The organism is Streptomyces sp. NBC_01012 (genome assembly GCF_045162755.1).
Classification (GTDB): Bacteria; Actinomycetota; Actinomycetes; order Streptomycetales; family Streptomycetaceae; genus Streptomyces.
Window position 1 is genome coordinate 4112264 of sequence record NZ_CP108688.1, and the last position, 24264, is coordinate 4136527.

Consider the following 24264-nt stretch of genomic DNA (forward strand, 5'->3'; position numbering starts at 1 on the left):
TCTCGCGGGAGGGGGCCGGGCCCATGTGCGTTCGCGCGCCCGGGGTCCCGGGGCTGCGCCCGCTGTCGCGGCCGCAGTCCCGGCAATATGGCGAACAGAATCGTTGACAATCCTGTTGGCCTAGATTTAGGTTCGACAGGCACTCACTCAGGGGGGCAACGATGCCGAAGCAAGCCGGTCCGACCAGTGGGGAGCAGGCCAGGCAGCTGGCGCTGACCCAGCTGCGGCAGGCGATTCTGCGCGGCGAGATGGCACCGGCCCAGCGGCTGGTGGAGAACGAACTCGCGGAGCAGTTCGGTGTGACACGGGCCAGCGTCAGAGCGGCGCTGATCGAACTGGAGTCGGAGGGGCTGGTCGAGCGGATCCGTAACCGCGGATCACGGGTGCGTGTGGTGAGCGTCGACGAAGCCGTCGCCATCACCGAGTGCCGCATGGCCCTGGAAGGGCTCTGCGCGGCCAAGGCCGCCGTCGCCGTCGACGACGAGCAGCTGGACCGGCTCACGGACATCGGTGAGGCCATGAGCAAGGCCGTCGCGGGTGGCGAGCCCATGCTCTACTCCGATCTGAACCATGAACTCCACGCCATGGTGAGGGAGTTCTCGGGCCAGCAGACGGCCGTGTCGCTCCTGGAGCGGCTGAACGGTCAGCTGGTGCGCCACAGGTTCCAGCTCGCCCTGAGGCCCGGACGCCCGCAGCAGTCCCTGAGTGAACATCTGGCCATGATCGAGGCGATCAGGGCCAGGGATCCGCAGGCGGCCGAGGCGGCCGTCCGCTCCCACCTGGCGAGCGTGATCGAGGCACTGCGCGGGTGACGCGCGGCGCCTGATCGACGCACTGCGCGCATGGCGCGCCGGCTGGTGGGTCAACACCCTGTCCAGCAAGGAGAGTTCAGCCATGACAACCGAGACGGCGCGGATCGCGGAGCGGCCGGCATGAGCGGCGTCATCGTCACGGGACCGCCCAGGGCGGACGCGCGGGACATCGAGGCGCTCGCGGCGTACGGCGTCGCCACCGTGAGCGAGGCGATGGGCCGCACCGGCCTGATCGGCCCGGAACTGCGCCCCGTCCAGCAGGGCGTACGGATCGCGGGCAGTGCGGTCACCGTGCTCAGCTGGCCCGGCGACAACCTCATGATCCATGCGGCGGTGGAGCAGTGCGGCGAGGGTGATGTCCTCGTCGTCACCACCACCTCCCCCTCGACCGACGGCATGTTCGGCGAGCTGTTCGCCACGGCGCTGCGCAGGCGTGGGGTGCGCGGCCTCGTGATCAACGCGGGCGTCCGGGACACCCAGGAGCTGCGGGACATGGGCTTCGCCGTCTGGGCGAAGGCCGTGTCCGCCCAGGGGACGGTGAAGGCGACCGGCGGTTCCGTCAATGTCCCGGTGGCCATCGGGGGCCAGGTGATCCGCCCCGGCGACGTCGTCGTCGCCGACGACGACGGTGTCGTGGTGGTGCCCCGCGAGCGCGTCCGCAGGACCGCGGAGGCGTCCGAGGCGCGGGAGGCCAAGGAGGCCGAGGCGCGCGCCGCCTTCCTGGAGGGCCAGCTCGGTCTTGACCGCTACGGACTGCGCGAGAAGCTCGAAGCGCTGGGCGTGCGGTACGCCACTTACGAGGAGCACGAGAAGCACGAGGAGCACGAAAGGCGCGAGGAGAGCGAGGCGCACGGGGAACGCGACGGTCATGCGGGGAAGGACGAGGCGTGACCGCCGGACCGACGGAGGTCCGCTGCCTCCTGATGCGCGGCGGGACGTCCAAGGGCGCCTACTTCCTTGCGGACGACCTCCCCCGGGATCCGGCCGCCCGTGACGATCTGCTGCTGCGGATCATGGGCAGCCCCGACCCGGCCCAGATCGACGGTCTGGGCGGGGCGCACCCGCTCACGAGCAAGGTCGCGGTCATCTCCGTACCGAACGGATCCGACGGCCCGGACGCCTCCGACGGCCCGGAGACCTCCTCCGACGGTCCCGACGCGTCCGGCGCCGACGTGGACTACCTCTTCCTCCAGGTCGCCGTCGACACCGCAGAGGTGTCCAACCGCCAGAACTGCGGCAATCTGCTCGCCGGGGTGGGCCCCTTCGCCGTGGAACGCGGCCTGGTGGCAGCGGGGGACGAGCGTACGTCCGTGCGGATCCGGATGGTCAACACCGGTGATCTCGCCACGGCGACCTTCCCCACCCCCGGCGGGCGTGTCGACTACACCGGGGCGGCGCGGATCTCGGGGGTGCCGGGCACGGCCGCGCCCGTGGTGATCGAATTCGCCCGGGGCGGCGGCCCGCTGCTGCCCACCGGACGGGTCCGTGACGTCATCGACGGCACACCGGTGACGTGCGTCGACAACGGCATGCCGACCGTGCTCATCCCGGCCGACGCACTGGACGTCACGGGCTACGAGACGCCGCAGGAGCTGGAGGACAACGCCGCGCTGCGGGACCGTGTCGAGCGGATCCGTCTCGCGGCCGGCACCCTCATGGGCCTCGGCGACGTCCGTGACACGACGGTGCCCAAGCTCAGCCTGCTCGCCCCGCCCGCCCACGACGGCGCGGTGACGACCCGTACCTTCATCCCGCACCGCTGCCACACCTCCATCGGCGTACTCGGGGCCGCCGGTGTCGCCGCCGGGCTGCGCCTGCCCGGCGGCGTCGCCGAGGGCATCGCACGGCCGGCCCCGGACACCGACCGGCTGCGCATCGAGCACCCCACCGGGTTCCTCGACATCGAGACGGGGGTCGGGACCGGGGCGGACGGCACGCCCACGGTCACCCGCACCGCCGTGGTGCGCACGGCACGAAAGATCTTCGACGGAACCGTCTTCCCCCGGTCCGCGCAGACAGCTCCCCCGTCCGAACTCTCCTCGCAAGGAGCCGCAGATGACTCCCCCTCTCGGTGACATCGCCCATGTCGGCCACGCCGAACTGCTCACCCCGGATCTGGATGCCAGCCTCCGTTTCTTCACCGACTACCTGGGCCTGACGGTCAACGGCCAGGACGGTGACTCGGTCTACCTGCGCACCTTCGACGACTACGAGCACCACAGCCTGGTGCTCACCGCCGCGGAGAAACCCGGTCTGCGCCGTACCGCCCTGCGTACATCCAGCGAGGAGGCCCTCGGGCGCAGGGTCGCCGAGCTCGAAGCCACCGGCCACGCGGGCCGCTGGGCCGAGGACGAGCCCGGCATCGGCAAGCTCTACCTCACCACCGACCCGGACGGCCATGAGATCGCCCTGTACTGGGAGAGCGAGCACTACCAGGCGCCCCCGGAGCTCAGGCCGGCGCTGAAGAACCAGCCGCAGGCCAAGCCCAACCGAGGCGTGGGGGTGCGCCGCCTGGACCACATCAACTTCCTCGCGGCCGATGTCGCCGCCAACGCCGACTTCCACCAACAGGTCCTCGGAGCACGGCCGACCGAGCAGATACGGCTGGACACCGGGCTGATCGGTGCCAAGTGGCTGACGTTCAACAACAAGTCGTACGACGTCGTCTACACCTCGGACCGGACCGGCTCCACCGGGCGCCTGCACCACATCGCGTTCGCCACCGACACCCGTGAGGAGATCCTGCGCGCGGCCGATCTCGCCATCGACAGCGGCGTGTTCATCGAGACGGGCCCGCACAAGCACGCCATCCAGCAGACGTTCTTCCTGTACGTCTACGAGCCGGGCGGCAACCGCGTCGAGCTCTGCAACCCGCTCACCCGCCTCGTGCTCGCCCCCGACTGGCCGCTGATCACCTGGACCGAGGCCGAGCGCGCCAAGGGGCAGGCGTGGGGCCTGCAGACGATCGAGTCGTTCCATACGCACGGCACCCCGCCGCTGGACTGACCCGACGGGCGGTGAGGGGGAGGGGAGGACAGTGGGGACAGATTGTTCCTGAGATTGTTGACAAAAGCGTTGACGCCTCAGGCGGTGGTCCTTAACGTCATCGGCACCTCCGGGTCGGGCCGTCATCGAGCCGCACCGACCCGCCCCGCCGAGCCCCTTCAGGGACAGTGCTGTCCCGGACGAGAGGAATCCCCGATGTCCTCCCCGACCCCCGCCCCCGCCGGCGCCCGCAGCAGCCGGCTCGCCCTGCTGGTCGTCGGCCTGTGCTGGCTGGTCGTCCTCTTCGACGGCCTCGACATGTTCATCTACGGCTCCGTCCTGCCGCACATGCTGGAGACCAAGGCCCTCGGTATCGACCCGGGCAAGGCCGGTGACATCGGCTCCTACGCCACCTTCGGCATGCTGCTCGGCGCCCTGTCGTCCGGCACCATCAGCGACTGGGCGGGGCGCAAGAAGACGATCGTCGTCTCCACCGCCGTCTTCTCGCTGGCATCGGCGGTCTGCGCCATGGCCGGCAGCCTCGGAGTCTTCAGCCTCGGCCGCTTCCTGGCGGGTCTCGGCCTCGGCGGCCTCCTGCCGAGCGCCATCACCCTGGTCAGCGAGTACGCCCCGCGTGGCCGCGGCGCCCTGATCGTCGGCTCCCTGATGACCGCCCATCAGGCCGGCGGCATCGTGGCCGGTTTCGTGGCGCTGTGGACCGGCGACTGGCGCGTGTCCTTCTGGATCTGTGTGATCCCGCTCTTCGTAGGGGTCCCGCTGGCCATCAAGTACCTCCCCGAGTCACTGACGTTCCTGCAGGCCAAGGGGCGTACCGAAGAGGCCGGTGCGCTCGCCGAGCGGTACGGCGTCCGAGCGCCCGCCCCCGAGGAGGGGAAGAGGAAGGGCCAGGCGGGCCCCGAGCGCTGGAGCGCGGTCGCCGCTCTCTTCCGCGGTGGTCTGTGGGTGCAGACGCTCTTCTTCTGGCTGGCGTCCTTCGGCGGACTCCTGCTGGTCTACGGCGTCTCCCAGTGGCTGCCCTCGATGATGCGCGCCGCCGGTTACGACCTCGGCTCGTCGCTCGGCTTCGTCGTCGTCATCAACCTCGGCGGCATCGTCGGGATGCTCATAGGCGGCAGGCTCACCGACCGGTTCGGCGGCGCGAGCATCGGCGCGATCTGGTTCGGCGCCACCGCCATCGGCGTCTACATGCTCAGCGTCCACATGCCGCTGCCCGTCACCTACGTCGTGGTGTTCCTGACCGGCCTGTTCCTCTTCAGCGCCCAGGCGATGATCTACGCCACGGTGGCCGCGCGCTCCGACGACGACAACCGGGCCACCGCGGTCGGCTGGACCTCGGGCATGGGCCGCTTCGGCGCGGTCTTCGGTCCCTGGCTCGGCGGCCAGCTCCTCGCCACCGGCTCGACCACCACGGGCTTCACCGTCTTCGCCGCCGCGGGCGTCTTCTCACTGATCTTCATCGGGCTGACGGGTCTGACGTCCGTGAGGGGCGCGAAGGACACCCGGCCGCTTCCCACGGCGAGCTGAGAGGACGCTGCCGAAGCCGACCCGGCAGCCGATCGATTGCGCGGTCCCTGCGGTGGACGGTCACCGAATCTGCACAGGCGACGACTGGTGTGGCCACGTGGAAGAGGGGTAGCTGCCACTAGGTTTATTTGCGTACCTCTTGCCCCTACTCGTCATGTACGTGACGTGGAGACGCTGTGATACCCAGTTCTGACGCCCCGCCCGTCCCCGCCAACGGAGGACGTCACCGCAAGGCCAAGCCCATGAACCGGGCCGTCCGCCGGACGCTCGTCGCCGCCGTCCTCACCCCCGTCGCAGGTGCGGTGATGGCAGGTCAGTCCGCCTTCGCGGCGGACCAGCCGGCAGCGAGCCAGGAAAGCGTCAACAGGCTTGACGCCAACGACCAGAAGCTCGTGGACAACCTCAACGCCCGAGCCCAGGACAAGAACATCGGCAGCACCTTCAGCGGTGTGGTGATGGATGCCGAGTCGAACGAGGTGATCTGGGGCCACGACGCGAAGACGGCACTGATGCCCGCGTCCAACACCAAGCTCGCCACCGCCACCGCGGCCCTGACCCTGATGGGCCCGGACCACAAGTTCACCACCAAGGTGGTCTACGGGGACGGCACCCTCACCCTGGTCGGCGGGGGCGACCGCACCCTGACGACCGCCGATCTCACCGAGCTCGCCAAGAGCGCGACCGCGGGTCTGAAGAACGCGGGCCTGGACACGGTGAAGGTCCGGATCGACGACAGCCTCTTCGCCGAACCGACCCTCGCCGAGGGCTGGAACAGCAGCTACTACGACGACCAGATCGCACCGGTGCGCTCCCTGGTGGTCGACGGAAAGCTCGTCCAGGACACCGCCGTCGACGCGGGCAAGGTCTTCGCCGAGCAGCTCACCGAGCAGGGCATCGACGTCACGGGCGACGTGACCCGTGGCCAGGCCGGCTCGACGGACTTCCCGGTGGCCGAGCACCAGTCCGCCGAACTGTCCACGATCGTCGAGCAGATGCTCAAGACCAGCGACAACGACATCGCCGAGACGCTGCTGCGGGCGACCGCACTCGCCTCCGGCCGTGAGGCCACCTACGAGGGCGGCACCGCGGCCGTGCGTGACGTCCTCACCGGCTGGTACGGGATCTCGGTGAGCAACTTCGAGATCCACGACGGCAGCGGGCTGTCCCGCTCCAACCGCATCACGGCACAGACGGTCGCCGAGATACTCGACCTGACCACCGACTCGCGGCACAGCGACCTCCTGAAGTCCATCACGGACGGACTGCCGGTCGCCGGTGAGGCGGGCAGCACCCTCGGCCCCGAGTGGGGACGGTTCGACACCGAGAACTCCGAGTGCGCCGTGGGCAAGGTCAAGGGCAAGACCGGCACCCTGACGGGGGCCATCGCTCTGAGCGGCCTCACCCAGGGGAAGGACGGCCGCTGGAAGGTCTTCTCCTTCATCGAGAACGATTCCACCGCGGACGGTGGCGCGATCAAGGACGCCCTGGACGGCCTCGCCGCCACGGTGAACGGCTGCTGGGCCTGACCCACCCGCCGTGACATGAGGAAGTGCCCTGCGATCCGCGGTGCCGGAAGCCCCCGGCCCACGCGATCGACAGGGCACTTCCCGCTTCCCCCGCGCGGCCGCGATCCGTGACCTGCCGTCAGGTCCGGGCGGCATCCTCCGGCCGAGGCGTCACCGCGGGTGTGGCGGACAGCGCGGAGGCCTCTTCGGCCCTGGCGGCCCTGCGGCCGGCGGCCAGGATGATTACCACGGCGATCGTCTGGATTCCGATCATCATGGCCTGCGTCCTGGGCGAGGTGATGCCCAGCGAGACCATCGTCAGGTTGACCGCGAAGTGCATGCCCATCGACGCCACGATGCCCGCGCGGTCGTAGGCGCAGGCGACCAGCATGGCCATGGGGATGTTGTTGACGGCGAAGAGGACACCGCTCGGTGTGGCGAGCCCCAGGTCGTGCTGCGGGGTCCCGTCGATGAAGAACAACGGCAGGTGCCACACGGCCCAGACGACACCCAGCAGCAGGCCGACCCGGAAGGGGCCCATCGTCGCGCGGAGCCTCGGGTAGGCGGTGCCGCGCCAGCCGGCCTCCTCGGAGAGCGGGCCGGACGCGATCATGCTGACCAGGAACACCGCGGGACCGCCCATCTCCTCCGCCATGTCCCGCATGGAGTCCAGGGAGAGCGCGGGATCGCCCGCCGCATGCCCGATGAACGCGGCCACCACGACGGTCGCGGAACCGATCACCATCAGCACCGGCGCCCGGAGCAGGTGCTGCCGCCGGAACCTCACCACATGCGTGGGAACGGCCTCGCCGCGCCGCCGCCGGAGGATCCGGATGACCAGGGCGGCTATCAGCGGTCCGAAGGCGCCGAGCGTGTAGGGCAGATTGGCGGGTGCCTCGGTCGACTTTCCGCCGGCCCACATGGCGATGCCCCAGGCCAGCCAGCTCGCGAGGAACGCGATGCCCAGGAAGAGGATCAGATCCTTGCGGTAGCGGCCGGGAGCCGCAGGAGTCCCGGGCGTCGGCTGTGTGTTTGTAGTGCTCATGCCAAAGATTCCTTCGTGGAATGTCCTGTGCGATTGCCTTGCCGGTGCCTACGGGTGTGTACGACCGCCTGGGTCGCGTGTTCCTGTCCCGGCGGGGGCCTCGCCCGAGGGGGTGCCCAGCCGGCGGGTGAGCCAGCCGGTGACCAGGTCGAGGAGCTCGGGGTCGACCGGGTCGCGCAGCAGCCGGCGGTAGGACCGGATGGTGTGCCGCGCGGGGTCACGGCGCAGTACGTGGGTCAGGTCCTGGACCCGGTGGACCTCGGCCCGGCCGCCCGGCACCAGGCTCTTGATCGTGGCCAGGTCGGCGGGCGGCACCTGGATGTCCTTGTCGCCGGTGACGGCCAGTACGGCGGCCCGTACGGCGACGAGGTCGTCACGGGTGTCGTGGACGAGCATCTCGCGCATCCAGCGGGCGTTCATCGGAAGTCCGAGAACGCGGGCCACATCCGTGCGGGTCCGCTTGATCCGGGCGAGAGCCCGGTTGCCCAGTGCCCCGAGCGGCCGCCGGAACAGTCGTATCGGCGCGGGCATGCCGCTGAAGACCGAGGATGCCTGCTTGCGCATGGCGCCCTCGCCCGACCGTGCGAAGCCGGCCAGCAGCACCGCCGCGCGCACCTCGGGGTGCGCCGCCAGGGCCATGGCGTGCAGGGCGCCCTCGCTGTGCCCGATGACGCCGACCGCGTCGGAACGTACATCCGGGTGCGCGGCCAGGGTGTACAGCGCGGCGATGGCGTCCTGGCGGTTGTCGGTGAAGCCGGCCGCCCGCCAGTCACCGGGAGTGGCCCCCGCTCCGCGCCGGTCGTAGCGCAGGGTCGCGATCCCCGCCGCCGCCAGACTCCGGGCCAGCGGCTGCCCGAGGTCCAGGACGAGCTTCGCGGTGTTGCCGTTCCGGTCGAGAGGTCCGGAACCGTGCAGGAGCAGGACGGCCGGATGCGGACCCTGCTCGGCAGGCAGGGTCAGGGTGCCGGCCAGCAGGGTCCCGTCGCCCGCGGCGACCGTTGTCTCGGTTTCGCGTATGTCGGTGTCACGCATGCCGGTGTCACGCAAGGCTTCGCCTCTCATTGATCTCAACAATGAGAACGTTATCAGTTATGAGATCATGAAGGCATGGCTCATGCGAATCTCCTGCTCCACCCCGTGCGCATGCGCATCCTCCAGGCCCTGCTCGGGGAGGACGAGCTGACCACGGCCCAACTCCGCGACCGGCTGCCCGACATCCCCGCCGCCTCCATGTACCGGCACATCGCCACCCTCGCCGGCGCCGGGATCATCGAGGTCGTCCGGGAGAGGCCGGTGCGCGGGACCGTCGAACGCAGCTACCGGGTCCACCAGGACAAGGCCCTCGTCGACGAGGACGCGCGTACGGCCATGACCAAGGAGGACCACCGGCAGGCGTTCACGGTCTTCACCGGCGCCCTGATGAACGGCTTCGACCGCTACCTCTCCCGGGGCGACACCGAGCCCGCGCGCGAGAACGTCCTCTACCGGCAGGGCGTTGTGTACCTGACGGACGAGGAGTACGCGGAGCTGGTCGACGAACTCGAGGCCACCGTCGCCCGCCGGGCCGCCACCACCCCCGACGACGGCCGCACCCGCCACCTCATCAGCCTGGTCATCGTGCCGGACAAGGACGGCTAGGGCCTTTCGTTTGGATCAGACCCCGCGAGCCCGGCCTGATCCAAACGAAAGGCCCTAGGTCCCCGGAAACGGCTCAAGGGCCTGATCCACTCAGTGGATCAGGCCCTTGACCTGGTGTTTCAGCTGTCGGGGTGGCGGGATTTGAACCCACGACCTCTTCGTCCCGAACGAAGCGCGCTGCCAAGCTGCGCTACACCCCGATGCCCACCGGGTGTCCCGGCGACATCGATTACTTTAGCCCACCTGCGCCCGGAGGCGAAATCCGGTTTTGCACCCGGGCGGGAGGCCTCAGTCGCGGGGCGTCAGCGTCAGCAGGGTCGCCTCGGGCGGGCAGGCGAAGCGGACGGGGGTGTAGCGGTTCGTGCCGCAGCCGGCCGAGACATGGAGGTAGGAGCTCCGCTCGCCGACCGTGTGGCCCGAGAGGCCCTTCACCCGGTCCGTGTCCAGGTCACAGTTGGTGACGAGGGCGCCGTAGAACGGGATGCACAGCTGGCCGCCGTGGGTGTGGCCGGCCAGGATCAGCGGGTAGCCGTCCGCCGTGAAGGCGTCCAGGGAGCGCAGGTACGGGGCGTGGACCACGCCGATCGAGAGGTCGGCGCCCGTCTCGGGGCCGCCGGCGACCTCCGCGTAACGGTCCCGCTTGATGTGGGGGTCGTCCAGGCCGGTGAAGGCGATTTCGAGGCCGTCGGCCTTGAGCCGCCCCCTGGTGTTGGACAGGTTCAGCCAGCCCGACGCGTCGAAGCTGTCCCGCATCGGCTCCCACGGGTTGTGGACGGCGCCCACCGCCGGTGCGTTCCCGTTCAGGCCGTGCTTGCCCTGTGTCTTCTCCAGGAGGTAGCGGACCGGGTTGCGGAGCTTCGGGCCGTAGTAGTCGTTGGAACCGAAGACGTAGACCCCGGGGAACTCCATCAGCGGGCCGAGTGCGTCGAGCAGCTCGGGCACGGCCTCAGGGTCGGAGAGGTTGTCGCCGGTGTTCACGACGAAGTCCGGGCGCAGGCCCGCCAGCGACTGGAGCCAGGCGCGCTTCTTGCGCTGGCCACTGACCATGTGGATGTCGGAGACCTGGAGTACGCGCAACGGGCGTGCCCCGTGCGGGAGTACGGGAATGGTGATCCGGCGGAGGCGGAACGAGCGTGCCTCGAATCCGGCCGCGTACACGAGGCCGGCGGCACCGACCGCTGCGCCGACTGCCGTGACTTTCAGGGGTACTCCGTAGCGTGCGCGCATGGGCCCATCGTCGCAGAAAGGCCGCGGCGGGACGAAAACAGGCGGGCGGCAGGTGCCCCGTACCTGTCACAATCGCCGCATGACCACGCTCAAGTCCAAGCTCAAGGAAGACCTCACCACGGCCATGAAGGCGCGTGACGAGCTCACCTCGTCCACCCTCAGGCTCACCCTGACCGCGATCAGCAAGGAGGAGGTCAGCGGCAAGACGTCGCGTGAGCTCTCCGACGACGAGGTGCAGAAGGTGATCGCCAAGGAGGCGAAGAAGCGCCGCGAGGCGGCCGAGGCCTTCGCGCAGGGCGGCCGGACGGAGCAGGCCGAGCGGGAGAAGGCCGAGGGCGAGCTGCTCGACGCGTACCTGCCCAAGCAGCTCTCCGACGACGAGCTCGGCGTGATCGTCGAGCAGGCCGTCCAGGAGGCGAGGAGCGCCGGTGCCGAGGGGCCGCGGGCCATGGGCGCCGTCATGAAGATCGTCAGCCCCAAGGTGGCCGGGCTCGCCGACGGCGGCCGGGTCGCCGCCACCGTGAAGAAGCTGCTCGCGGGCTGAACTGCCGGTGCACGACGCGCACAGGACATGAAGGCGACGAAGGACATGAAGGAGGGGCGCACCCGGCTGGGTGCGCCCCTCCTTCGTTCATGACGCCGTCGCGTGATCCTCGGGGTCAGTGCCCGCCGCGTCCGCCGCCGCCGTGCCCGCCGATGACACCGGGCGGAAGGGTGATGCCGCCGATGGTGCCGGGCTTGTCGTTGCCGTTCCCGCCGTTGTCCTCGTCGCGGCCCTTGTTCTTGTCCTTGTCCTTCCCCTTCTCCTTGGCGCGTGGCACCGAGATCGGGTTGAAGGACGGGGTCTCTCCGGCATCCAGCGCGCCGGTCATCGCCGTCTTCCAGATGGGACCGGGAAGGCAGCCACCGCAGACCTTGTCGTAGTACTGGCCACCGATGGTGATGTCGTACATCTTGGTGGTCTTCTCGCCGATGTCGTCGCCGACCCAGACCGCGGTGGAGAGGTTCGGGGTGTAGCCGACGAACCAGGCGTCGAGGCGGTCGTTCGTCGTACCCGTCTTGCCCGCGTTGTCACGGTCGGTGAGCCCGGCCAGCGTGCCGGTGCCGTCCTCGACCACGCCCTTGAGCATCTGGCTGATCGTGTCCGCCGTCTTCTCGCTCATCGCGCGGGAGCACTTGGTCTGCGGGACGCCGAGCTTCTTGCCGTTGGGGTCGGTGATCGACTCCAGGGCGACGGGCGTGCAGTAGGTACCCCGGTTGGCGAACGTGGCGTACACGGAGGCCATCGACAGCGGGGTGCTCACCTCACCGCCGAGGGTGATCGAGGCGTTCTCCTCGATCTCCTTGCTGTCGCCGCGCTCGTAGCCGACCTTCTTCGCCATCTCGACCGTCTCGCAGAGACCGGCCTTCTGCTCCAGCTTGGCGAAGTAGGTGTTGATGGACTTGCCGAGCGCGCTCGTCATGTCCCAGCTGCCCTTTTCGGTCTCCAGCTCGTTCTGGAGGTCCCAGTTGCTGCTGCCCGTCGGGGATCCCGCACAGGTACGGAAGGAGTTCAGCGGCAGCGAGATCTTCCAGTCAGTGGAGTAGCTCTCCGCCGGGCTGATGCCCTTCTCCAGGGCGGCGGCGGCGGTGATCGGCTTGAAGGTCGAGCCGACCTGGAAGCCGTAGGTGCTGCCGCCCATCTTGTTGTTGACGCCGAGGTTGAGGACCGTCTCGTTCTTCTTCTGGTCCAGGCCGTAGGGCCTGGACTGGGCCATCGACAGGATCTTCCCGGTGCCGGGCTGGACCTGCACCACCGAGGCGGCGACCTTGTCGTCCTTGTAGACCTTCGAGGTCGCGGCCACGTCGGCGGCCTTCTGCGCACGCGGCGAGAGCGTGGTCTTGATGGTCAGACCGCCGAGGTTCCAGAGCTTGGCGCGCTCGTCCTCGGTCTTCCCGAAGGCGGGGTCGGTCAGGATCGTCTTGCGTACGTAGTCGCAGAAGAACCCCGCGCCGCTGACGGCGGTGATGCAGCCGCTGTTCGGCTTGCTGACCGACAGCTTGATGGGGGTGGCGATGGCCTTGTCGGCCTCGGCCTGCGAGATGCTGCCGACGGAAGCCATGCGCCGCAGCACGGTGTTGCGACGCTTGGTCGCCTCCTCCGCGTCGTTGACCGGGTCGTAGCGGGTCGGCGACTGGACGAGGCCGGCCAGCATCGCGGCCTCCTCCACCTTCAGGTCCTTGGCGTGCTTGGAGAAGTAGCGCATGGAGGCCGCTTCGATGCCGTAGGCCTGCTGCCCGAAGAAGGTGATGTTGAGGTAGTTCTCGAGGATCTTCTTCTTGCCGAGCTCTTCCTCGACCTGGATCGCGTACTTCAGCTCCCGGACCTTGCGGCCCATGGTCTGCTGAGTGGCCTCGGCGACCTTCTCGGGGTCGTCGCCCGCCTCCTCGACGAAGACGTTCTTCACGTACTGCTGGGTGAGCGTCGACGCGCCCTGCGAGGCGCCGCCCTCCTGCACGTTGCGGTTCATCGCGCGCAGGATGCCCTTGAGGTCCACGGCGCCGTGCTCGTAGAAGCGGGAGTCCTCGATCGCGACGATCGCGTCCTGCATGTACGGCGAGATGTCCTTGAGCGGGACAACGGTGCGGTCACGCGAGTACACCGTGGCGATCGTGCCGCCCTCGTTGTCAAGGATCTTGGTCCGCTGGCTCAGCGGCGGAGTCTTGAGATTGGAAGGGATCTCGTCGAATCCCTCGACGGTTCCCTTGGCGGCGAGCCCGAGTGCGCCGGCGGCCGGCAGCGCGATGCCTGCCAGCACTGCTCCGGCGAGCGCGGCGACACCGAGGAACTTGGCGGCCTGCTGGGTCGTCGTCAGACCCCCGCCTGAGCGCTTCTTTGGCATGGGGGCAGCCTACGTTCTCATTCGCCGGACATACGTATAGGCCTTGGCCTAAGCTGCTCTCAACTGTCACAGCAGTCCGATTGCGCATCAACCCCCGTGCACAGACCTCAATGGAATTCAGCCACCCATCGAGGCGTTCCCGAATTCGCCTTGTGTGACACTGAATGTCCGTTGTGACTTGGGGTTTCTGTCCCGATTGCGTCGGGAAGGTCCCGCATGTCTCCCCATCACTCCCCTGGGTGATCTGCCGCGTACGCATAGTCCGTTCGGACCATTCAAGATTGGGCCCGAAGGGGGTGTTGTGCCGTGCCTGCCTTCCGTAACGTCCTCAACTGGTAGCGGTGAATATGCCGCTGCCGCCGTGGGGGAGCCTCGATTCGGGAGAGGACGGCGCCGGCATGGGCTGGGTAACCGACTGGAGTGCGCAGGCAGCCTGCCGCACTACCGATCCGGATGAATTGTTCGTACAAGGGGCAGCGCAGAACAGGGCCAAGGCGGTGTGCACCGGATGCCCGGTGCGGACGGAGTGCCTGGCCGATGCGCTGGACAATCGCGTCGAGTTCGGCGTGTGGGGCGGAATGACGGAGCGGGAGCGCCGCGCGCTGCTGCGCCGACGGCCCACCGTCACCTCCTGGCGCCGCCTGCTGGAGACCGCGCGCAGTGAGTACGAGCGGTCCACGGGCATGCTGCCCGCAGCGGTGGGCCTGGACGACGGGCTGCATGGCCACGACGGCCTGCATGGCCACGACGATCTGCGCGACGACGACGCACTGCACGAGACCTTCGCCGCCGTGGGGTGAGACGGGCGGTGTGCGGTACCGCACGGGCTGTTCCTGGGGAGCCCGGCGGCGCTGGAGCGCGGGCCTACGCGGCTCCGGCCGGGGTGGAAGCGGAACCGGTCGCCAGCAGTTCCCCGATGGCCCTGAGGCCCGAGAGATCGTGCACATCACCGGGCAGAGCGGCGACCTCGGCCACCGGTACCTCGGGGTGGAGCGTGGTGAAGCGCTCCCGCGTGTGCTGCTCGCGCGCGACGACCTGCATGCGCTCGGCGTGCAGCCGCAGCAGCCCAGCGGTCAGCTGATCGACGGATGCTTCGTGCGTGTCTGTTTCCGTGTGCGTGGATGGTCCGGACGAGTCAGACGACTTTCGGCCACTGCTGTGCGGCTCGGCGGCGCGCGTCGTCCGGTCGTACGGGGGCGGCTCCTGCTGTGAAGGCTTCTGCGGGGTGTGCTCGCTGCTGCTGGGCTCGGGGGAGAGCGGGGACTCCAGGGCCTCGGGAGAGGGGTCGGCCACCGGGTCCTCCGGGTCACCAAGGCCAGCCTTCCCGGCCGTCTGATCCACAATGCCGGCGCCTTCAAGATTTTCTGCGGCGGCCACGGCCCGCTCCGCGGAGAGCCGCGCGGCCTCGCTGCCGTGCACCCGGTTGAGGACCAGACCTGCCAGCGGCATCTCCTCCGCGGCCAGCCGTTCCACGAAGTACGCCGCCTCGCGCAGGGCGTCCCGCTCGGGCGTCGCGACCACAAGAAAGGCGGTGCCGGGGGCCTGGAGCAGCTTGTACGTGGCGTCGGCCCGGGTGCGGAATCCGCCGAACATGGAGTCCATCGCAGCGACGAAGGTCTGTACGTCACGGAGGAACTGCCCGCCGAGCAGTTTGCCGAGCGTCCCCGTCATCATCGACATCCCGACGTTGAGGAACTTCATCCCGGCCCGTCCGCCGATCTTCGCCGGGGCGATCAGCAGCCGGATGAACTTCCCGTCCAGGAAAGAGCCGAGACGTTTCGGTGCGTCCAGGAAGTCCAGCGCGGAGCGGGAAGGCGGGGTGTCGACGATGATCAGGTCCCACTCGTCGCGTGCCCTCAGCTGCCCGAGCTTCTCCATCGCCATGTACTCCTGCGTGCCCGCGAAGCCGGCCGACAGGGACTGGTAGAAGGGGTTCTCCAGGATCGCGCGGGCGCGCTCGGCGTCCGTGTGCGCCTCGACGGTCTCGTCGAAGGTGCGCTTCATGTCGAGCATCATGGCGTGCAGCTCGCCCTCGCCCCCGATGCCGTCGACCCGACGCGGGATGTTGTCCAGCTGGTCGATGCCCATGGACTGGGCCAGCCGACGGGCCGGGTCGATGGTGAGGACGACGGCCTTGCGGCCGCGCTCCGCCGCCCGTACGCCGAGGGCCGCAGCGGTCGTGGTCTTGCCCACACCCCCGGAGCCGCAGCAGACGACGATACGGATCTCCGGGTCGTCCAGGAGCGCATCCGTCTCCAGTCCGGGCGCGCTCTCCGGCCCCTGTACGTTCTCCGAGCCCGGTGTCTTCTCCGAACCCGGTGCGTTCTCCGGCCCCGCACCGTCCCCCGAGCCCGCTGCGTTCTCCATGCCCGGTGTCATGCGCCCGCCCCTCGTCCGGAGCCGCGTCGCTTCCCGCCCCGGGGTGCCTGCCCCGCCGGGCCGACGGCCTCGTCCCCGACTCCCTGCTTACGGAACTCCTCCGCCAGTTCGTACAGCGCGGACAGGCTCACGCCCTCGCCCATCAGCGGCAGCTCGGCCGTGGGCAGCCCGAGGCCGGCCAGTACGGCGCGCTGCTCACGCTCCAGGCCCACGCGCTGGGCATGCTCCGCGGCCTGTTCGACGAGGGGCCGCACGAGTGCGGCGGAACCTGTCACGCCGGCCCGGGTGAGCGTCTTGGCGATCTCCTTGCGCCGGCCTCCCGAGGCCGTACGCAGCGTGTCCTCGTCCAGCAGGTGGGGCCGCACCATGTTCACGACGACCCGGCCCACGGGCAGTTCGGCGGCCCGGAGCTCCGCGATGCCGTCCGCGGTCTCCTGGACCGGCATCTCCTCCAGGAGCGTCACCAGATGGACCGCGGTCTCGGGGGACTTGAGGACCCGCATCACCGCCTGCGCCTGATTGTGTATGGGGCCGATCCGCGCCAGCCCCGCCACCTCGTCGTTCACGTTGAGGAAGCGGGTGATGCGGCCGGTGGGGGGCGCGTCCATGATCACGTAGTCGTAGACGAACGCGCCCTGCTTGTCCTTGCGGCGTACGGCCTCACAGGCCTTGCCTGTCAGCAGCACGTCCCGGACCCCCGGGGCGATGGTGGTGGCGAAGTCGATCGCGCCGAGCTTCTTCAGCGCGCGGCCCGCGCTGCCGAGCTTGTAGAACATCTGGAGGTAGTCCAGGAGGGCACGCTCGGCGTCGATCGCCAGGGCGTGTACCTCACCGCCGCCCGGCGCCACGGCGATCCTGCGCTCCTCGTAGGGGAGGGGCTCGGATTCGAAGAGCTGGGCGATGCCCTGCCTTCCCTCGACCTCGACGAGGAGTGTGCGCCTGCCCTCGGTCGCGAGGGCGAGCGCGAGTGCGGCGGCGACCGTGGTCTTACCGGTCCCGCCCTTGCCGCTGACGACCTGGAACCTGCTCACGTCTTCGAGCCTAACCAGTCGGCAGGCAGGCTACGCACGAGGCCGCCTGTGCCAGGCATTACAGTCGGCTCATGACCAAGTGGGAATACGCGACCGTGCCCCTTCTCGTGCACGCGACCAAGCAGATTCTGGACACCTGGGGCGAGGACGGCTGGGAGCTGGTCCAGGTCGTTCCCGGGCCGAACAACCCCGAGCAGCTCGTGGCCTACCTGAAGCGGGAGAAGCCGTAGTGGCGGGCGTCGTCGAGGCGAAGCTCGCCGAACTCGGCCTGGTGCTCCCGGACGTCGTACCGCCGCTCGCCGCCTACCAGCCGGCCGTGCGCTCGGGGGTGTACGTCTACACCTCGGGCCAGCTCCCGATCGTGGACGGCACGCTCGCGGTGTCCGGCAAGGTCGGCGCCGAGGTGACTGCGGACGAGGCCAAGGAGCTGGCGAAGACCTGTGCGTTGAACGCCCTGGCCGCGGTCAAGTCGGTCGCCGGTGATCTGGACCGGATCGCACGGGTCGTGAAGGTCGTGGGCTTCGTCGCCTCCGCCACCGACTTCACCGGCCAGCCGGGAGTGATCAACGGCGCGAGCGAGCTGCTGGGCGCGGTCCTCGGCGACAAGGGCGTGCACGCCCGCAGCGCCGTGGGCGTCGCGGTGCTGCCGCTGGACGCACCGGTGGAGGTCGAGGTCCAGGTCGAGCTCGTCGACGCCTGAGCCGGCACTCCTCCGCCCGCCCGACCCCGCGGTTGCCCTCGCCCGATCCCGTAGTTCCACGATCCCGCCCGGTCCGGCGACCGGGCGGGATCGTGCGCGTACGGACGGTGTGCATACGTGTGGGGGCAGGCATGGGTGTCCTGGGCCCCTCGAACATCGGCGCGGTTCCGGATAGCCTCCGGCCATGTCCAACGGTCAGTGGTACCCACCGGAATGGCCCGCCCGGATCAGGGCACTCGCCGGCGGCGAGCTGACAGCCGTGACCCCAAGGCGTGCGGCCACGGTGATGCTGCTCCGCGACGAGGCACCGGGGCCGGGCACCACCGGCCTGGCCGTCCACATGCTGCGCCGGCGCACCTCCATGGCCTTTGCCGGCGGCGCGTACGCCTATCCGGGTGGCGGGGTCGACCCGCGCGACGACGACCACCTCGTCCGCTGGGCAGGACCGTCCCTGGACACCTGGGCCGGCCGGCTGGGTGTCGGCACCGTCGCAGAGGCGCAGGCCGTCGTCTGCGCCGCGGTCCGTGAGACGTACGAGGAAGCGGGCGTCCTGCTGGCCGGGCCCACCGCCGACACCGTCGTGAGCGACACCACGGGTGCCGACTGGGAGGCCGACCGCGAGGCCCTCGTCGCCCGCGAGCTGTCCTTCGCGGACTTCCTGGACCGCCGGGGCCTGGTGCTGCGCTCCGACCTGCTGGCCGCGTGGGCGCGCTGGATCACCCCGGCCTTCGAGCCACGGCGCTACGACACCTGGTTCTTCGTGGCCGCGCTCCCGGAGGGACAGCGCACCCGGAACGCCTCCACCGAGGCAGACCGGGCGGTGTGGATCCGGCCGGGTGACGCGGCGGACGGCTACGACCGGGGCGAACTGCTGATGATGCCGCCCACCGTGGCCACCCTGCGGGCCCTGAGGCCTTACGGGACGGCCGCGGAAGCGCTGAAGGGGGCGGATGCCCAGGAATTGGCTCCTGTGCTGGCAGAGGCCCGTATGGAGGGTGATGAGCTGGTGCTGAGCTGGCCGGGGCACGAGGAGTTCACCAAGCACGTCCCGACGGACGGTGGATCATGAGCGACGCGGCCGCACTGCCCGGGCAGCCCCGTGGCGGGGTCGTCTCAGGGCCCGCGACCACCCGTACGGTCAACGTCCTGGCGCCCAACGCCTCGGCGATGACCCTGGACGGCACGAACACCTGGATCGTCGCGGAACCGGACTCCGACCTCGCGGTCGTGATCGACCCGGGCCCGCTCGACGACGTACATCTGCGGGCCGTCGTCGACACCGTGGAGCGTGCGGGCAGGCGGGTCGGCCTCACCCTGCTCACGCACGGACACCCCGACCACGCGGAGGGCGCAGCGCGCTTCGCCGAGCTCACCCGTACGAAGGTGCGCGCCCTGGACGTGGCGCTGCGCCTGGGCGACGAGGGACTCGAAGCGGGTGACGTGATCACCACGGGCGGGCTGGAGCTCAGGGTGGTCCCGACCCCGGGACACACCGCCGACTCGCTCTCCTTCCACCTGCCCGCCGACCGGGCCGTGCTGACGGGCGACACGGTTCTCGGGCGCGGCACCACCGTCGTCGCGCACCCGGACGGCCGGCTCGGGGACTACCTGGACACCCTGCGGCGGCTGCGCTCGCTGACGGTCGACGACGGGGTGCACACGGTGCTGCCGGGGCACGGGCCGGTGCTGGAGGACGCACAGGGCGCGGTCGAGTTCTATCTCGCTCACCGGGCACACCGGCTGGCCCAGGTGGAGACGGCCGTGGAGGCGGGGCACCGGGCGCCCGCCGAGGTCGTGGCGGCGGTGTACGCGGATGTGGACCGTTCCCTCTGGCCGGCGGCGGAACTGTCGGTACGGGCTCAGCTGGAGTACCTCGGCGAGCACGGCCTGATCTGACCCGACCCGGCCCGGCCCGGTTCCGATCTGGCCCCGGGCGCGCCCCGCAGCCCGCACAACACGACAAGGCCCCACCTGCCGGTGGGGCCTTGTCGGATGCGTCAGCGCGGCCGCTCGTGTCGGGCGGTCGGACGGTCGGTCGGGTCAGCGGGACCGCTTCGCCAGCCGCTCCACGTCCAGCAGGATCACGGCGCGCGCCTCGAGCCGCAGCCAGCCGCGGCCCGCGAAGTCCGCGAGTGCCTTGTTGACCGTCTCGCGGGAGGCGCCGACCAGCTGGGCGAGCTCCTCCTGCGTCAGGTCGTGCACCACGTGGATGCCCTCCTCCGACTGCACGCCGAAGCGGCGCGACAGATCGAGGAGCGCACGGGCGACGCGGCCCGGCACATCGGAGAAGACCAGGTCGGACATCTGGTCGTTGGTCTTGCGCAGGCGGCGGGCGACGGCGCGCAGCAGTGCGGTGGCCACCTCGGGGCGGACGTTCAGCCAGGGCTGGAGGTCTCCGTGGCCGAGGCCGAGGAGCTTGACCTCCGTGAGCGCGCTGGCCGTCGCCGTACGCGGGCCCGGGTCGAACAGGGACAGCTCCCCGATCAGCTCTCCGGGGCCGAGGACGGCCAGCATGTTCTCCCGCCCGTCGGGGGAGGTGCGGTGGAGCTTCACCTTGCCCTCGGTGACCACGTACAGGCGGTCGCCCGGGTCGCCCTCGTGGAACAGCGCGTCTCCGCGTGCGAGGGTCACCTCACTCATCGAGGCGCGGAGCTCCGCGGCCTGCTCATCATCGAGCGCCGCGAAAAGCGGGGCGCGCCGCAGAACGTCGTCCACGAGTTCTCTCCTTGTCGGCCTGTTCAGGGAAGCGTCGTTTCCATGATGCCGGACGGTAAAACCGTGCGATCGATCACAAACCAGTTTGACGCACGCGCGTGCCGGTCCCTACGGCAGGGGGCCGATTGGGCGTGGATACGCGGTGACCGGGGCGGATGTCAGCCCCTGGCTCTAGGCTGGCCGGGTGTCCGTGACGCCGGTGAAAGCGCGGGCCGAGGGGGCTGATGGGGTGTCGGGAGACAGGAATTCCGCTGTGGGCGAACAGGTCGCACGAAGCAAGAAAAATGCCGCAAGTCGCTCGACGGGAGCAGCGCGCGGAGCAGCGTCGGGGACATCACGAGGAGCGGCGTCGGGGGCGGCGCGTGGAGGAGGGGCAGGAGCGGCCTCCGGCAAGCCCGCGAAGCCCGAGTCGCATCTCGCGATGGTCCGCCGTGCCCGCCGGATCAACCGTGAGCTCGCCGAGGTCTATCCGTACGCCCATCCCGAGCTGGACTTCCGCAATCCGTTCGAGCTCCTGGTGGCCACGGTGCTTTCCGCCCAGACCACCGACCTGCGGGTCAACCAGACCACCCCGGCCCTCTTCGCGGCCTACCCGACGCCCGAGGACATGGCCGCCGCCGTGCCCGAGAAGCTGGAGGAGATCATCCGGCCGACCGGTTTCTTCCGGGCCAAGGCGCGGTCCCTCATGGGCCTGTCGGCCGCTCTGCGCGACGACTTCGACGGCGAGGTACCCGGGCGTCTCGCGGATCTCGTCAAGCTGCCGGGCGTCGGGCGCAAGACGGCCAACGTCGTCCTCGGCAACGCGTTCGGCGTGCCCGGAATCACTGTGGACACGCACTTCGGCCGGCTGGTCCGACGCTGGAAATGGACCGAGCAGGAGGACCCGGAGAAGGTCGAGGCGGAGATCGCCGCGATCTTCCCGAAGAGCGAGTGGACGATGCTCTCGCACCGTGTGGTGTTCCACGGCCGTCGCATCTGCCACTCCCGTAAGCCCGCCTGCGGAGCGTGCCCCATCGCCGCTCTCTGTCCCGCCTACGGGGAGGGCGAGACGGACCCGGAGAAGGCGAAGAAGCTCCTGAAGTACGAGATGGGCGGCTATCCGGGCCAGCGCCTGAGCCCGCCCCCTGACTATCCGGGCAGCCCCGCACCGCCGCTGGGAGCCGGGTGAGCGCCCTTCGCCCCCGCCCGCCGGGTGCGCATGGGCCCCTTGCGCCCTGCCCGCCGGGTGCGCACCGGCGCCCTGTGTCCCACCCGCCGGGCGCGCATGGGCGTCCTGTGCCCCGCCCGCCCGGCGTGGCCCCGTGCGGAACGAAATGACCGACGACAGGCGTTGGAACGACGGGGGTGCCCATGACGCACGCACAAGGAACACGGGCCGCGGCTGACGCGGCCACCGACGGTAGGGGTGCGCCCCACGACAGCGCCCTCACCGTCACCACCGACGGCCTGCCCGCCTGGCTCGATCCCGTGGCCCGAGCGGCGCGCACGGTGCAGGCGCAGCAGCTCAGCCGGTTCCTGCCGCCGGAGAGCGGGGCCGGGCGCCAGTCCGCCGTCCTGGTGCTCTTCGGCGAGGGTGAGCGCGGCCCTGAGCTGCTCCTGATGGAGCGTTCAGGGTCCCTGCGTTCCCACGCCGGCCAGCCGTCCTTCCCCGGGGGCTCCCTCGACCCCGAGGACGGCGACCACACGACCACCGGGCCTCTCAGGGCCGCGCTGCGGGAGGCAGAGGAGGAGACCGGACTCGATCCGAGCGGTGTCCAGCTCTTCGGCGTGCTGCCCCGGCTCTACATCCCGGTGAGCGGCTTCGTCGTCACGCCGGTCCTCGGCTGGTGGCGGACGCCCAGCCCGGTGGGAGCCGTCGATCCCGCCGAGACCGCCCGGGTCTTCACGGCTCCCGTGGCCGATCTCACGGATCCGGCCAACCGCGCGACGGCGGTCCACCCCAGCGGGCACCAAGGCCCCGCGTTCCTGGTCGAATCGGCCCTGGTCTGGGGATTCACAGCGGGTGTGATCGACAGGATTGTGCACTTCGCGGGGTGGGAACGCCCCTGGGACAGGACCAGGCAGGTGCCGCTCGACTGGCGCGCATGACAGGCTGACTCCCGTGCTGCGCTGTTCCGGGCCTGGCCCGGACCCCGTCGAACCGGACGGGCCAGGTGACGAATCTGCGAGGCTATAGACGGTGAACGTGCTGGACATCCTGCTGCTCGTCGGCGCCGTGTGGTTCGCGGTCATCGGCTACCGCCAGGGTTTCGTCGTCGGCATCCTGTCCGTGATCGGCTTCCTGGGCGGCGGTCTCGTGGCCGTCTACCTGTTGCCCATCATCTGGGACCAGGTGACCGACGGATCCGAGGTCTCCTCCACCGCGGCCATCGTCGCGGTGGTGATCGTGATCGTGTGCGCCTCCGTGGGCCAGGCTTTCACCACCCATCTGGGCAACCGGCTCCGCCGGCACATCACGTGGTCGCCCGCGCGCGCCCTGGACGCCACGGGCGGTTCCCTGGTCAACGTGGTGGCCATGCTCCTGGTGGCCTGGCTGATCGGATCCGCGCTGGCCGGTACCTCACTGCCGACGCTGGGCAAGGAGGTCCGCAGCTCCTCGGTCCTGCTCGGGGTCTCGCGGGTGATGCCCGATCAGGCCTCCACCTGGTTCACGGACTTCTCGTCCGTCCTCGCGCAGAACGGCTTCCCGCAGGTCTTCAGCCCCTTCGCCAACGAGCCCATCACCGAGGTCGACGCCCCGGACCCGGCGCTCGCCGGGAGCCCGGTGGCCACCCGTGCCAAGAAGTCCATCGTCAAGGTCGTCGGGATGGCGCCGGGCTGCGGCAAGGTCCTCGAAGGAACCGGTTTCGTCTTCTCCGACCGCCGTGTGATGACCAACGCCCACGTGGTCGGCGGCGTGGACGAGCCGACCGTCCAGATCGGCGGCGAGGGCCGGCTGTACGACGCCAAGGTCGTCCTCTACGACTGGCAGCGGGACATCGCCGTACTGGACGTCCCCGACCTGGACGCCAAGCCCCTGCACTTCACCGGGAGCGACAAGGACGCGGCCAGCGGCGACAGCGCCATCGTCGCCGGCTTCCCTGAGAACGGCGGCTACGACGTACGTTCCGCACGCATCCGGGGCCGTATCGACGCCAACGGCCCGGACATCTACCACCGGGGCACCGTGCGGCGTGATGTGTACTCGCTCTTCGCGACCGTCCGCCAGGGCAACTCCGGCGGCCCGCTGCTCACTCCGGACGGGAAGGTGTACGGAGTGGTGTTCGCGAAGTCGCTCGATGACCCCGACACGGGTTACGCGCTGACGGCCGACGAGATCCGCGAGGACATCGAGCTCGGCAGGTCCACCGCCCAGCAGGTCGACAGCCAGGGCTGCGCTCTCTGAGGTCTGCGCACGGCGGCCGGCGTCCCGTCCAAGGCGACGGTGCCGGTGCCGGTGGCGACGTGTGCGGGGACGGCGACCGTCCCATCGATGCGGACGGCTACATCCACAGGGACGGCGACCGTGTCATCCACGGGGATGGCGCAGGCGTGCCGAGACCCAGCGGGCCCGGCGGTGGAGAATGCGCGGAATGCCCAGCCGGAGATCGCGGAAGTCGCTCACATCGTGCACCCGGCTCGGGGAGCCGCCCCCCTCATGAATGCTCGGACCAGCAGGAGCGGTCGAGCGGCGGTTGCGTGCTGCGTCATTGAAGTCGCGCGTCCAGCCCATACCCCGACGTCTGCCCGTGACCCAAGGTCGGTAATCGTGCGCGAGTCAGCCAATTGGCTTATGCGGCAGGCAATTGGCTGTTCGTCGG

General features: G+C 70.0%; 24 protein-coding genes and 1 tRNA gene. 16 read left to right on the forward strand and 9 right to left on the reverse strand.

Annotated elements, in window-relative coordinates; all coding sequences use genetic code 11:
* Nucleotides 1–161: 161 nt before the first annotated feature.
* The 6 genes from OG623_RS18595 to dacB all read left to right on the forward strand — a co-directional run bounded on the left by OG623_RS18595 (nucleotide 162) and on the right by dacB (nucleotide 6868).
* Nucleotides 162–812: a GntR family transcriptional regulator gene (locus OG623_RS18595; protein ID WP_406147821.1), complete on the forward strand. Its 651-nt coding sequence runs from the start codon at nucleotides 162–164 to the stop codon at nucleotides 810–812.
* A 120-nt stretch (nucleotides 813–932) separates the two neighbouring features.
* Nucleotides 933–1703, forward strand: a complete 771-nt coding sequence (locus OG623_RS18600; RefSeq protein ID WP_406147823.1) for a 4-carboxy-4-hydroxy-2-oxoadipate aldolase/oxaloacetate decarboxylase — start codon at nucleotides 933–935, stop codon at nucleotides 1701–1703.
* The gene (locus OG623_RS18605) at nucleotides 1700–2887 is read left to right on the forward strand and encodes a PrpF domain-containing protein (RefSeq protein WP_406147825.1); all 1188 of its coding nucleotides are present in this window, start codon (nucleotides 1700–1702) and stop codon (nucleotides 2885–2887) included. The genes OG623_RS18600 and OG623_RS18605 overlap by 4 nt, the downstream gene beginning before the upstream one ends.
* Nucleotides 2868–3818, forward strand: coding sequence for a catechol 2,3-dioxygenase (locus OG623_RS18610; RefSeq protein WP_406147827.1), 951 nt, complete (start codon nucleotides 2868–2870; stop codon nucleotides 3816–3818). Before OG623_RS18605 ends, OG623_RS18610 begins: the two co-directional genes overlap by 20 nt.
* 195 nt (nucleotides 3819–4013) lie before the next feature.
* Nucleotides 4014–5342, forward strand: a complete 1329-nt coding sequence (locus OG623_RS18615; protein ID WP_406147828.1) for an MFS transporter — start codon at nucleotides 4014–4016, stop codon at nucleotides 5340–5342.
* A 242-nt stretch (nucleotides 5343–5584) separates the two neighbouring features.
* Nucleotides 5585–6868, forward strand: coding sequence for a D-alanyl-D-alanine carboxypeptidase/D-alanyl-D-alanine-endopeptidase (gene dacB / locus OG623_RS18620; RefSeq protein WP_406151896.1), 1284 nt, complete (start codon nucleotides 5585–5587; stop codon nucleotides 6866–6868).
* 118 nt (nucleotides 6869–6986) lie between these two features.
* Here the strand turns inward: dacB and OG623_RS18625 are convergent, their stop codons facing one another.
* Complete coding sequence (locus OG623_RS18625) at nucleotides 6987–7892, reverse strand: CPBP family intramembrane glutamic endopeptidase (protein WP_406147830.1); 906 nt, start codon at nucleotides 7890–7892, stop codon at nucleotides 6987–6989.
* Between the two features lie 48 nt (nucleotides 7893–7940).
* On the reverse strand, nucleotides 7941–8909 hold the full coding sequence (locus tag OG623_RS18630) for an alpha/beta hydrolase family protein (RefSeq protein ID WP_406151898.1): 969 nt from the start codon (nucleotides 8907–8909) through the stop codon (nucleotides 7941–7943).
* Nucleotides 8910–8999: 90 nt separating this feature from the next.
* Here OG623_RS18630 and OG623_RS18635 point away from each other — a divergent pair, with 90 nt between their 5' ends.
* Nucleotides 9000–9530: a helix-turn-helix domain-containing protein gene (locus OG623_RS18635; protein ID WP_406147832.1), complete on the forward strand. Its 531-nt coding sequence runs from the start codon at nucleotides 9000–9002 to the stop codon at nucleotides 9528–9530.
* A 126-nt stretch (nucleotides 9531–9656) separates the two neighbouring features.
* On the opposite strand, the gene OG623_RS18640 is transcribed toward OG623_RS18635, so the two are convergent.
* Nucleotides 9657–9730: transfer RNA gene (locus OG623_RS18640), tRNA-Pro, on the reverse strand.
* An 88-nt stretch (nucleotides 9731–9818) separates the two neighbouring features.
* Nucleotides 9819–10757, reverse strand: a complete 939-nt coding sequence (locus OG623_RS18645; protein WP_406147833.1) for a metallophosphoesterase — start codon at nucleotides 10755–10757, stop codon at nucleotides 9819–9821.
* Nucleotides 10758–10836: 79 nt separating this feature from the next.
* On the opposite strand from OG623_RS18645, the gene OG623_RS18650 reads away from it, so the two are divergent.
* Entirely contained in the window at nucleotides 10837–11301 is a 465-nt protein-coding gene (locus OG623_RS18650) for a GatB/YqeY domain-containing protein (RefSeq protein WP_406147835.1), read from the forward strand.
* Nucleotides 11302–11416: 115 nt separating this feature from the next.
* Here OG623_RS18650 and OG623_RS18655 read toward each other — a convergent pair whose 3' ends face one another.
* Complete coding sequence (locus tag OG623_RS18655; RefSeq protein ID WP_406147837.1) at nucleotides 11417–13639, reverse strand: transglycosylase domain-containing protein; 2223 nt, start codon at nucleotides 13637–13639, stop codon at nucleotides 11417–11419.
* Nucleotides 13640–14037: 398 nt separating this feature from the next.
* Between OG623_RS18655 and OG623_RS18660 the strand changes: the two genes are divergently transcribed.
* Complete coding sequence (locus OG623_RS18660) at nucleotides 14038–14439, forward strand: WhiB family transcriptional regulator (RefSeq protein ID WP_406147839.1); 402 nt, start codon at nucleotides 14038–14040, stop codon at nucleotides 14437–14439.
* A gap of 64 nt (nucleotides 14440–14503) precedes the next feature.
* On the opposite strand, the gene OG623_RS18665 is transcribed toward OG623_RS18660, so the two are convergent.
* Together OG623_RS18665 and OG623_RS18670 are read right to left on the reverse strand one after the other, a co-directional pair.
* Nucleotides 14504–16018 carry an ArsA family ATPase gene (locus tag OG623_RS18665; protein WP_406147840.1) on the reverse strand — a complete coding sequence of 505 codons (1515 nt, stop codon included), beginning with the start codon at nucleotides 16016–16018 and terminating at the stop codon, nucleotides 14504–14506.
* On the reverse strand, nucleotides 16015–17049 hold the full coding sequence (locus OG623_RS18670) for an ArsA family ATPase (RefSeq protein ID WP_406147842.1): 1035 nt from the start codon (nucleotides 17047–17049) through the stop codon (nucleotides 16015–16017). The genes OG623_RS18665 and OG623_RS18670 overlap by 4 nt, the downstream gene beginning before the upstream one ends.
* 71 nt (nucleotides 17050–17120) lie before the next feature.
* Here OG623_RS18670 and OG623_RS18675 point away from each other — a divergent pair, with 71 nt between their 5' ends.
* The 4 genes from OG623_RS18675 to OG623_RS18690 all read left to right on the forward strand — a co-directional run bounded on the left by OG623_RS18675 (nucleotide 17121) and on the right by OG623_RS18690 (nucleotide 19645).
* Complete coding sequence (locus OG623_RS18675; protein WP_019992579.1) at nucleotides 17121–17279, forward strand: DUF4177 domain-containing protein; 159 nt, start codon at nucleotides 17121–17123, stop codon at nucleotides 17277–17279.
* A complete protein-coding gene (locus OG623_RS18680; RefSeq protein WP_406147843.1) occupies nucleotides 17279–17749 on the forward strand; it encodes a RidA family protein in 471 nt (156 codons plus the stop codon). The genes OG623_RS18675 and OG623_RS18680 overlap by 1 nt, the downstream gene beginning before the upstream one ends.
* Before the next feature lie 184 nt (nucleotides 17750–17933).
* Complete coding sequence (locus OG623_RS18685; RefSeq protein WP_406147844.1) at nucleotides 17934–18818, forward strand: NUDIX hydrolase; 885 nt, start codon at nucleotides 17934–17936, stop codon at nucleotides 18816–18818.
* The gene (locus OG623_RS18690; RefSeq protein ID WP_406147846.1) at nucleotides 18815–19645 is read left to right on the forward strand and encodes an MBL fold metallo-hydrolase; all 831 of its coding nucleotides are present in this window, start codon (nucleotides 18815–18817) and stop codon (nucleotides 19643–19645) included. The genes OG623_RS18685 and OG623_RS18690 overlap by 4 nt, the downstream gene beginning before the upstream one ends.
* Before the next feature lie 144 nt (nucleotides 19646–19789).
* On the opposite strand, the gene OG623_RS18695 is transcribed toward OG623_RS18690, so the two are convergent.
* Entirely contained in the window at nucleotides 19790–20464 is a 675-nt protein-coding gene (locus OG623_RS18695) for a Crp/Fnr family transcriptional regulator (RefSeq protein ID WP_164258843.1), read from the reverse strand.
* Between the two features lie 253 nt (nucleotides 20465–20717).
* Between OG623_RS18695 and nth the strand changes: the two genes are divergently transcribed.
* From nth to OG623_RS18710, 3 genes are all read left to right on the forward strand, one after another.
* Complete coding sequence (nth, locus tag OG623_RS18700) at nucleotides 20718–21632, forward strand: endonuclease III (protein WP_406147847.1); 915 nt, start codon at nucleotides 20718–20720, stop codon at nucleotides 21630–21632.
* 182 nt (nucleotides 21633–21814) lie between these two features.
* On the forward strand, nucleotides 21815–22552 hold the full coding sequence (locus OG623_RS18705) for an NUDIX hydrolase (protein ID WP_406147849.1): 738 nt from the start codon (nucleotides 21815–21817) through the stop codon (nucleotides 22550–22552).
* A 91-nt stretch (nucleotides 22553–22643) separates the two neighbouring features.
* Complete coding sequence (locus tag OG623_RS18710) at nucleotides 22644–23849, forward strand: MarP family serine protease (RefSeq protein WP_406147851.1); 1206 nt, start codon at nucleotides 22644–22646, stop codon at nucleotides 23847–23849.
* Between the two features lie 123 nt (nucleotides 23850–23972).
* Here the strand turns inward: OG623_RS18710 and OG623_RS18715 are convergent, their stop codons facing one another.
* Nucleotides 23973–24176, reverse strand: coding sequence for a hypothetical protein (locus OG623_RS18715; protein ID WP_406147853.1), 204 nt, complete (start codon nucleotides 24174–24176; stop codon nucleotides 23973–23975).
* Between the last annotated feature and the right edge of the window lie 88 nt (nucleotides 24177–24264).